This window comes from Psychrobacter sp., from assembly GCF_035469765.1.
GTDB lineage: Bacteria > Pseudomonadota > Gammaproteobacteria > Pseudomonadales > Moraxellaceae > Psychrobacter.
On sequence record NZ_DATIRM010000356.1, the window covers coordinates 1 to 8,519 of the forward strand.

An 8,519-nucleotide genomic window follows, 5' to 3' on the forward strand; every position below is an offset into this window, starting at 1 on the left:
CTTAACGCTTGCGGCAGCGCATACTTTAGGTATTGAAGTCACCTTTGCCTCAGCACTGCTATTAAGCTTGGTTGCAACGATTAGTGCCTGCGGCGCATCCGGTGTTGCCGGCGGCTCATTGCTATTGATTCCACTTGCAGCCAGTTTATTTAGTATTCCAAATGACATTGCCATGCAAGTGGTCGCTATTGGCTTTATCATCGGTGTCATACAGGACTCGGCTGAAACCGCTCTGAACTCATCAACAGACGTCTTATTTACCGCTGCTGCTGATCCAAAATATGCTCGTTAATTTGCTATAAAATCGTATGGTTAAATGCTAAAGAGCCCAATCAATGATTGGGCTCTTTTTTATTATCGGCTTTTACTGTTTATTTAACTATTTTAAATGGTCAATCGTGACTTCAATAACAGGTGCTTGCATATCCAATTGGCGTTTTAATTGGCGCAGTTGCTCAATTTCATTTAACAGCTCAAGTATCAAACCAATAGCTGGCACGCTAGCTTCAAAGTCGCGGCTTAGGCGGGACGCACGGCGCACAGTCGTCAGCTGATAGCCAGTAAACTGTTCGCGCTCTGGTACATCATATTCGATGATGTTCTCTTCAATCAGTTCGATCACCCATTGGCGCTCTTGACCACAAGCAGATATCAGCTCATCTAAGCTCATGATAATGTCATTAAATTCAGGCGAGTGTTTCATAGCGATTATCCTCGTTTTTTCTTTATTTTATCGTTATCGTTTGCATCTCTATTATGGTATTAAACGGCTTTTATGAATATCGTTGTTTATCGCTCAATAGTTGTCTCAGCAAAAGCTTGTTTTAACGCCTCATAAGCTTTAATGGCCTCGTCATTATTAATATTTGGATTGATAATATTTAAGGTTAAGTACAAATCACCAGCTTGTTTGGCTGGGATACCTTTGCCTTTTAGGCGTAAATTGCTGCCTGACTTGCTGTTTTTAGGAATCGTTACACCCAGTGTCCCTGCTGGCGTACTGACAGTAACTTTTTCACCCAGTGCCGCTTCCCATGGCGCTATATTGACCGTCTGATAAACATCCGCACCTTCGATACGAATATTAGCTGCATGACTGATTTTCACCTTCAAAAATAAATCGCCGTTTTTACCATTACCGCTGCCCGCCGCTCCCTGTCCAGCTAATCTAATTTGCTTACCATCCGTGATGCCTTTAGGAATTTTTATCTTAAGAGTTTTATTCTCATAATCCACATTGCCATTCGGCTTGCGGACTGGCACATTCAACTTAATACTGTATTCATCGCCCTGATAAACAGATGCCAAATCAACGGTAATCTCGGCATGTTGGTCTTGACCCTTACTATCTCGCGTTCCAAAGCCACCATATTGCGACTGACCACTTGCTTGTCCACGTGCGCCGCGCCCAAAAGCGGAGAAAATGTCATCAAAGCGAAAACCCCCATCGCCATAAGCTTCACCTTCCCCAAACTGATCTTTGATATCTTCCCAGCGGAAGCCGCCCTGACCAGCGCCTGCTTGCCCGCCAAAACCACCAGCGCCACCTTGACCAGCAAAAGGATTATTTAGCATCGCATCATATTCAGCGCGCTTGTCCTTATCTCTGATGGTTTCATAAGCGTTATTAATCTCAGCAATCTTATTATCAGCATCTGGATCATCGCTGACATCAGGATGATATTGACGGACAAGCTTACGGTATCTTTTTTTAATATCAGCGTCTGAGGCGTCTTTTTTGACCCCTAAAATGTCATAGTAGTTTTTCTCTGCCATGTTATGTTCCTCAAAATAAGACTTGTTAATAATAATGGGATGTCAATTGTAAACGCTCAAATGTAAACATAAGTTTTTGATATAACAGGTTGTGACCTTGGTCTACTAACAATCATAACGCTAAAAAAACCAAATACCATTATAGAAATATTATCAATAGAGGCAAACCAAGTTAAAAGCGATGCCATCATACTAATATGAGATTTTGTAGCTTATGTATTGCAGACAGTAGCATGTAACGGAGATTTATTTCAGTAAAGTGACGTTTAACATTACGCTCTTTTATTTTTGACTGCTGATATGTCCCAAAAACTAACGTAATCGTTGTTCATAATGATGCTTATACAAATATAGCAAAATAAACATATATAGGCTAACTGGTTGTTAAAAAAGAAATTTTGACCTTGGGAGTTTTTTTACAGAGCTGTAAGAATATGACAAGCTATTTCTTGTAAGATACTTTCTATTATTTGTACTCGCAGGGAGTATGGATAACATAGGCAAGAGTATCTGTCTATCTCGTCAATAGAAAAAAGGTTTTACATGTCTTATTTAATCAAGTCTTTAGTCATCACTTTATCACTACTATTGAGCGCCACTGCTTTTGCCGGTAATACCAGCTACTACGGTAGTAAATTCCATGGTAAACGTACGGCAAGTGGCAGTATCTTTAATATGAACTCCCTAACCGCTGCGCATAAAACGTTACCGTTTGGTACGAAGGTACAAGTGACCAACAAAAAGACAAAGCAGAGCGTGATTGTAAAAATTACAGATAGAGGACCTTTTATACGAGGTCGCATTCTTGATTTATCAAAAGCTGCTGCTGGTCAAATAAACTGTCAGCTTTGTACTACTACGATGGAAATCCTATCTTATGGTGATGGTCGATATCGTAGAGAGTAAAGCAATAAAGTAAAAAAAAGGGAAGGCGTAAGCCTTCCCTTTTTTAATGACTGAATTTTATTGTTTGGTTTCGATTAAAAACCAAGCAACAAGCACCTTATCGTATTAGCCGATACTGGCTTCCATTTCTTCCAAGGTTGTCATTGCCAGTAGCAACTTTTCTTCATGTTGACTATGTTGCTGCTGTAACGTAGTTTGCTCATTCAGCAATGTCATCAAATCAGCCTTACGGCTTTCTTCATAAAGATCCGTATTCGCCAGTTTTTCTTCTAAAATCAGCAGCTTCTCATCAATTGTAGCCAAGGTCTTTTCCGTGTTTTCGATATCACGGCGAATAGGCGCGGTTAATTTGCGTTGCTCAGCTGCCAGCTTGCGCTGCGCATCTTTGCTAAGTGCAGGTTGAGGTGCTTTACTTTTCATCGATGCAGTAGACGCGTTATTGCCCACTTGCTTGCTTGCTTTGCTACCTGCTGAATTAGCATCTGTTTCACGTGAAACAAACTTTTTACTCTCTTTTTTACTTTTTTTCTTACTGGTGTTTTTATCTTGAGAGTTTTCTTGCTTACGCTTTTCGGCAAGCCATTTACCATAGTCGCTGATATCACCATCGAATTCATCGATTTGACCATCATGTACCAAAAACAATTCATCGCAGACGTTGGCAATCAACTCACGGTCATGCGATACCAGCACCACTGCCCCTTCAAAGCCTTGCAAGGCGATTGTCAACGCTTGACGCATTTGTAAGTCTAAATGGTTGGTTGGCTCATCGAGTACCAGAACGTTCGGACGTTGCCAAACAATCAAAGCTAGCGTTAAGCGCGCACGCTCACCACCAGAGAATAGCTCACTGATGGTATCGATACGGTCGCCACGGAAATCAAAGCTACCCAAAAATGAACGTAGCATGGCATCAGAAGTTTTGCCTGCCAAGCGGCGCAACATCTCTATTGGAGTTGCCTTGGGATCAAGGATATCCATTTGATGCTGGTTAAAGTAGCCAAGCTTTAGGGTATCCGAGACATTATAGCTACCTGTTAATACGCCAAGCTCACCGACCAATGCTTTAATCAAGGTCGATTTACCTGCGCCATTCATGCCTAGTAGCCCGATACGAGTATCAGGGGTGACTTGCACATTGGCATTATAAAGTAGCGGTGTATCGCTATAGCCAATATCTGCATCGGTCAACTCAATCAGCGGCGAGCTCATATTAGCCGGCTCATAAAAGCGGAACGAAAACGGGTTGTCTGCCATCATCGGTGACAGCTCAGCCATACGCTCAAGCTGCTTAATACGGCTCTGCGCTTGTTTTGCTTTACTGGCTTTGGCGCGGAAACGACGAATAAAGTCATCCAAATGCGCTTTGGTCGCTTCTTGCTTCTCAAAAGCTTGTTGCTGCTGCGCCATACGCTCATGACGTGTGCGAATAAACTGCTGATAGTTACCGGTATAAAGGGTAATTTTTTGCTGTTCAACGTGCAAGATATGACCGACAGTATTATCCAAGAACGTCTGATCATGCGAGATAACGATGACCAAACCAGTAAAGGCATTAATCCAAGTCTCAAGCCAAAGAATAGCATCCAAATCCAAATGGTTGGTTGGCTCATCAAGTAACATCAAGTCAGCACGGCTCATCAAGGTCTTAGCAAGGTTTAAGCGCATACGCCAACCACCCGAAAAACTTTCCACCGGTAGCTCATGTTGATTGGTATTAAAACCTAAACCCGCCATAATTTGTGCGGCTTTGGTTGGTGTACGATAACCATCAATCTCATCAAACTGCTGGTGTAGCACGCCAATCTGCTCATCACTGACACTGCTCAAATCATTTAAAGTGGCGTTAATTTCGTACCATTGCTCATCACCGCTTAGCACGTAATCAATCGCCGTCTGTGTGGTCGCGCCAACTTCCTGCGCCATGTGCGCCACATGCCAGCTATCAGGGATACTCACTTCACCCCTATCAAGCGTCACTTCGGTGTCACCGGTACCCATTCGTGTCAATAATAAGGCAAATAAGGTCGATTTTCCGGTCCCGTTATTGCCCGTTAAGCCAACTTTATGGCCCGGATGTAGCTGGAAGCTTGCCCCTGCAAACAACTCACGACCATCACGGCGAACACCAACGTCTTTAAATTCGATCATATAATTTCTTCATCTCAGCGGTAATATAAAACTTAAGGCAATAGGAAAAACACTTATCTGGCGTGTTTACTGGCGGCTATTATTTCAAACGCCTAACCGATAGGCAAACAATTAAATAAGTATTTTAAATTCAAACCTTTATACTGCTACTAATTCCCTTGTATTAACAAACAACAAGGGGCATATATAAGTACGTTATAATAGCAAATGCAGCTATCGCCTTTGACAACTTAATCGTTAGCCCAACTATGTTATACTAGCAAAAAACTAGTGACATCAGGCAGTTAAGTGCTGACCGACTGAATTTTATATCTCTTGCTAGGCACAGCCGCTAGCCAAAAATTAGCCATGCTATATCCTAGTATTTTCGGCTGTGATTCATTAATAGCAGCAATCAAGAGATATCAGTAACTCCACTTAGTCAACATAACCAGACGACCTCGCGTACGTAAAAATAATAACATTTGATTTTAGCAATTGAGGTAGATATGAACCAACCAGCCAACCAATTTAACCCAAGCTCAAGCCAACCTGTCGATCCAACCGTTTTGAATCTAACCGATAGCGCGGCACAAAAAGTCCGTCGCCTGCGTGAAGAAGAAGGTGATAGCAACCTTATGCTCCGTGTCTACGTTACTGGCGGCGGCTGTTCGGGCTTTTCTTATGGCTTTAATTTTGCCAATGAGCTCAATGAAGATGATGCCAACTTTGACAATGCCGATGTGACCTTGGTCGTCGACTCATTAAGCTATCAATATTTGCAAGGCTCTACGGTTGACTATACCGAAGGCTTGGAAGGCGCACGCTTTATCGTGACTAACCCTAATGCTACGACCACTTGTGGCTGCGGCTCGTCATTCTCGATCTAAATACTCGCTTTGGTATGGCTCAGATTCGGTGATTAGACAAAAACTGTTTTGCTATAGCACTTACCCGATTGGTAGGTGCTTTTTATTTCAGATATTTCTTTAAAAATCTGAGTGCATTGGCTATTGATAAAAATAGAGTTGCCCTCCATAAAAGCTTCCAAGAAAATAAGTATGAATCAGCGATGAAAGTCACTTCTATCTTAGAGTTTTACTGTGGTTTTATAGCTAGATTTTCTGCTAAACAGGGTAAAACTTACCGCAAGTGCAGCTTACTGTATTTGTAATTGCACGTGGTTTTTAGCGTGTCTTTGGGCTAAACTGACGAAGATTATATTCTCCCTTTTTGTGATTAGCCATTTATGGTTTTTAATCAATAATAACCAATAACAACAGATGATCCTTATGAGTAATTTTGCGAGTAGCTTTGTCGATTTTGATATTCCAAACTGGTTTGCCAGCAAGCATTTAGCAGGCATGCTACGTGGTATCGAAAAAGAAGGATTACGCGTTAAACCGGATGGTTATTTGGCACAAACGCCGCATCCTGCCAAACTCGGCTCAAAACTCACTCATCCCTTTATCACAACCGACTATTCAGAAAGCTTACTTGAGCTGATTACCGAACCCAAGTCTTCACCAAAAGAGACGCTGAACATGCTGCGCCAACTGCATCTATTGGTATATCAAGGTATGCCTGAAGATGAGCTGATGTGGCCGCTATCTATGCCCTGTATGCTGTCATCAAATGATGAAGATATTCCGCTAGCAGATTATGGCAGCTCTAATACTGGTAAGCTTAAGACTTTGTACCGTAGCGGACTTGGTATTCGTTATGGTCGCCGGATGCAGACCATTGCAGGCTTACATTATAATTTATCCTTTGGTGATGACTTATTTACCGAGTGGCAAGCGCAAACGCCTAGCGCAAACGCGCTGACTTTGACAGAATTTAAAAACGATAAATATCTGGGTCTGATTCGTAACTTTAAGCGCCTGACCAGTTTGGTGCTGTACTTATTGGGCGCAAGTCCAAGTGTCTGCCCTTGCTTTGTTTCAGGGATTGAGCATGACCTTGAGCTGTTCAATAAATCAACCTATTATAAACCGACGGCCACCAGCCTACGTATGGGCAAACTTGGCTATACTAATAGCGTGCAAGAGCAGCTTGATATCCGTTATAACAATTTACCAGAATATATCAAAGGACTGCGTCGTGCGATTCAAACTCCGCATGAAAGTTTTGAAAAACTCGGCTTAGATGATGAGAATGGCAATCCTATTCAAATCAACAATCATATTCTACAGATAGAAAACGAATACTACAGTCCTATTCGCCCTAAACAAATAGCAATGAGTGGCGAGAGTCCAACCGAAGCGCTTGAGCGTCGCGGTATCGCTTATGTTGAGTTTCGTGCGATTGATTTAGACCCTTATAGCGATATCGGTATTCGTCTGTCTAGTGCCTGCTTCTTAGAGGTGATGGCGCTCTATTGCTTACTTAGTGATTCACCTGAATTGATGCCTGAGGAAGAAGATGCACTTGCTATCAACCTTGAGCGCGTGGTCAATGAAGGTCGCCGTGAACATCTACAAATCCTGAATAATGGTACTGAGCAATCATTAGAGAGCTGGATGCTGATGCATCTAAACCGTATGCAGCCGCTTGCGGCATTGCTTGATGCTCATTATGGTGGCAATGATTATCGAGCGGCAGTTGCCTTAATGCAAGGTAAAGCCGGTCACTCTGAGTCAACCATTTCAGCGCAAGTAAACTCTGACAGTAAGCGTTTGGGCAGTTTATGGCAGTTGGGCTTTACCTTAGCGCAGCAGCACCGCGACTCGTTATTGCAGCAAACCCTCAGTCCAAATACCCAAGCAAAATACGAGGTGCTAGCGGAAAAATCCATCTTGCAACAAGCAGAAATAGAAGCAGCTGAAACAGAAGACTTTATGGATTTCTTGCAGCAATATCGTTAATAGTTTTTTTTACTAGCTATTACTACCTTCTATTTTTAATCAGCACTTTATAAGAGTATCTGCCCCATGCTACAGCTGACCACTTACCGCAATCTGCAAGTATTTTTAGTCATAATGACCGCAATAGGCATGAGCTTTGCACTATTTTTCTTACAGCGTTATATGGGGTTCTCACCTTGCCCACTATGTATTTTTCAGCGGATTGGGCTGATGATAATGGGCGGGTTTGCTTTAGTCGCCGCTTTGTTTCATCCAAAATCGATGGTTATCAGACTACTACTTTGGCTTGGTAGCCTAGCGGGTATTGGTTGGGCTGCAATAGTGGCAGGGCGTCATGTTTGGCTACAGCATTTGCCAGCGGATCAAGTGCCGTCATGTGGTCCGGGTTTGGATTATTGGATCGATACCTTGCCTATGCAGCAGGTACTAAAAGAAGTATTTGCCGGCTCTGGTGAATGCGCCTCCATTGACTGGACCTTTTTAGGCTTAAGCATCCCTGAGCAATCCTTGATTTTATTTAGTATTCTTATATTGACACATTTTCTGATCTTGTGGCGTATCATACGTCCTGCTACTCCTTAGCCTCTCACTCGATAAATATCGAACGGCGCGCTATTCATAGCTTTTCCCATTTTTATCACATAATTTAACGAAATCAAGCTCGCAACGCGGGCTTATTGTCGTTACTCTAATCGTTTTAATTTTACGTAATTTTACTTTGGTTTTAGCTTGATGATAAGAACCATTGTGATTCGCAATACTAGTTGAAAACCTGTCCTGTGGTAATATTATGATGACCTTTTTGCCTGTATCCTGTGCTGATTTTACTATCAGACGTCG

Annotated in this window: 9 protein-coding genes; 5 read left to right on the forward strand and 4 right to left on the reverse strand. The window is 42.4% G+C overall.

Annotated features, from left to right (window positions below; genetic code table 11):
- A partial coding sequence (locus VLN09_RS09765; protein WP_325246031.1) for a cation:dicarboxylate symporter family transporter occupies positions 1-292 on the forward strand: 292 nt, incomplete at its 5' end.
- An 87-nt stretch (positions 293-379) separates the two neighbouring features.
- On the opposite strand, the gene VLN09_RS09770 is transcribed toward VLN09_RS09765, so the two are convergent.
- Together VLN09_RS09770 and VLN09_RS09775 are read right to left on the reverse strand one after the other, a co-directional pair.
- A complete protein-coding gene (locus VLN09_RS09770; RefSeq protein WP_325246033.1) occupies positions 380-703 on the reverse strand; it encodes a chaperone modulator CbpM in 324 nt (107 codons plus the stop codon).
- A gap of 86 nt (positions 704-789) precedes the next feature.
- Positions 790-1,776 (reverse strand): DnaJ C-terminal domain-containing protein, encoded by a 987-nt coding sequence (locus VLN09_RS09775; protein WP_325246035.1) that lies wholly within the window; start codon positions 1,774-1,776, stop codon positions 790-792.
- A 543-nt stretch (positions 1,777-2,319) separates the two neighbouring features.
- Between VLN09_RS09775 and VLN09_RS09780 the strand changes: the two genes are divergently transcribed.
- Positions 2,320-2,682, forward strand: coding sequence for a septal ring lytic transglycosylase RlpA family protein (locus VLN09_RS09780; protein WP_325246037.1), 363 nt, complete (start codon positions 2,320-2,322; stop codon positions 2,680-2,682).
- A 105-nt stretch (positions 2,683-2,787) separates the two neighbouring features.
- On the opposite strand, the gene VLN09_RS09785 is transcribed toward VLN09_RS09780, so the two are convergent.
- Complete coding sequence (locus VLN09_RS09785) at positions 2,788-4,833, reverse strand: ATP-binding cassette domain-containing protein (protein ID WP_325246039.1); 2,046 nt, start codon at positions 4,831-4,833, stop codon at positions 2,788-2,790.
- Positions 4,834-5,321: 488 nt separating this feature from the next.
- Here VLN09_RS09785 and erpA point away from each other — a divergent pair, with 488 nt between their 5' ends.
- From erpA to VLN09_RS09800, 3 genes are all read left to right on the forward strand, one after another.
- Complete coding sequence (erpA, locus tag VLN09_RS09790; RefSeq protein ID WP_325246041.1) at positions 5,322-5,702, forward strand: iron-sulfur cluster insertion protein ErpA; 381 nt, start codon at positions 5,322-5,324, stop codon at positions 5,700-5,702.
- 393 nt (positions 5,703-6,095) lie between these two features.
- On the forward strand, positions 6,096-7,679 hold the full coding sequence (gene gshA, locus VLN09_RS09795; protein WP_414709121.1) for a glutamate--cysteine ligase: 1,584 nt from the start codon (positions 6,096-6,098) through the stop codon (positions 7,677-7,679).
- Positions 7,680-7,745: 66 nt separating this feature from the next.
- Positions 7,746-8,261 carry a disulfide bond formation protein B gene (locus VLN09_RS09800; RefSeq protein WP_325246045.1) on the forward strand — a complete coding sequence of 172 codons (516 nt, stop codon included), beginning with the start codon at positions 7,746-7,748 and terminating at the stop codon, positions 8,259-8,261.
- Between the two features lie 30 nt (positions 8,262-8,291).
- Here VLN09_RS09800 and VLN09_RS09805 read toward each other — a convergent pair.
- A partial coding sequence (locus VLN09_RS09805; RefSeq protein ID WP_325246047.1) for a hypothetical protein occupies positions 8,292-8,519 on the reverse strand: 228 nt, incomplete at its 5' end.

Excerpts from the sequence above, each read along its gene's own strand:
- erpA (WP_325246041.1), top strand. The coding sequence starts at position 5,322 with ATGAACCAACCAGCCAACCAATTTAACCCAAGCTCAAGCCAACCTGTC.
- VLN09_RS09780 (WP_325246037.1), top strand. The coding sequence starts at position 2,320 with ATGTCTTATTTAATCAAGTCTTTAGTCATCACTTTATCACTACTATTG.
- VLN09_RS09785 (WP_325246039.1), bottom strand. The coding sequence starts at position 4,833 with ATGATCGAATTTAAAGACGTTGGTGTTCGCCGTGATGGTCGTGAGTTG.
- gshA (WP_414709121.1), top strand. The coding sequence starts at position 6,096 with ATGATCCTTATGAGTAATTTTGCGAGTAGCTTTGTCGATTTTGATATT.
- VLN09_RS09775 (WP_325246035.1), bottom strand. The coding sequence starts at position 1,776 with ATGGCAGAGAAAAACTACTATGACATTTTAGGGGTCAAAAAAGACGCC.
- VLN09_RS09800 (WP_325246045.1), top strand. The coding sequence starts at position 7,746 with ATGCTACAGCTGACCACTTACCGCAATCTGCAAGTATTTTTAGTCATA.
- VLN09_RS09770 (WP_325246033.1), bottom strand. The coding sequence starts at position 703 with ATGAAACACTCGCCTGAATTTAATGACATTATCATGAGCTTAGATGAG.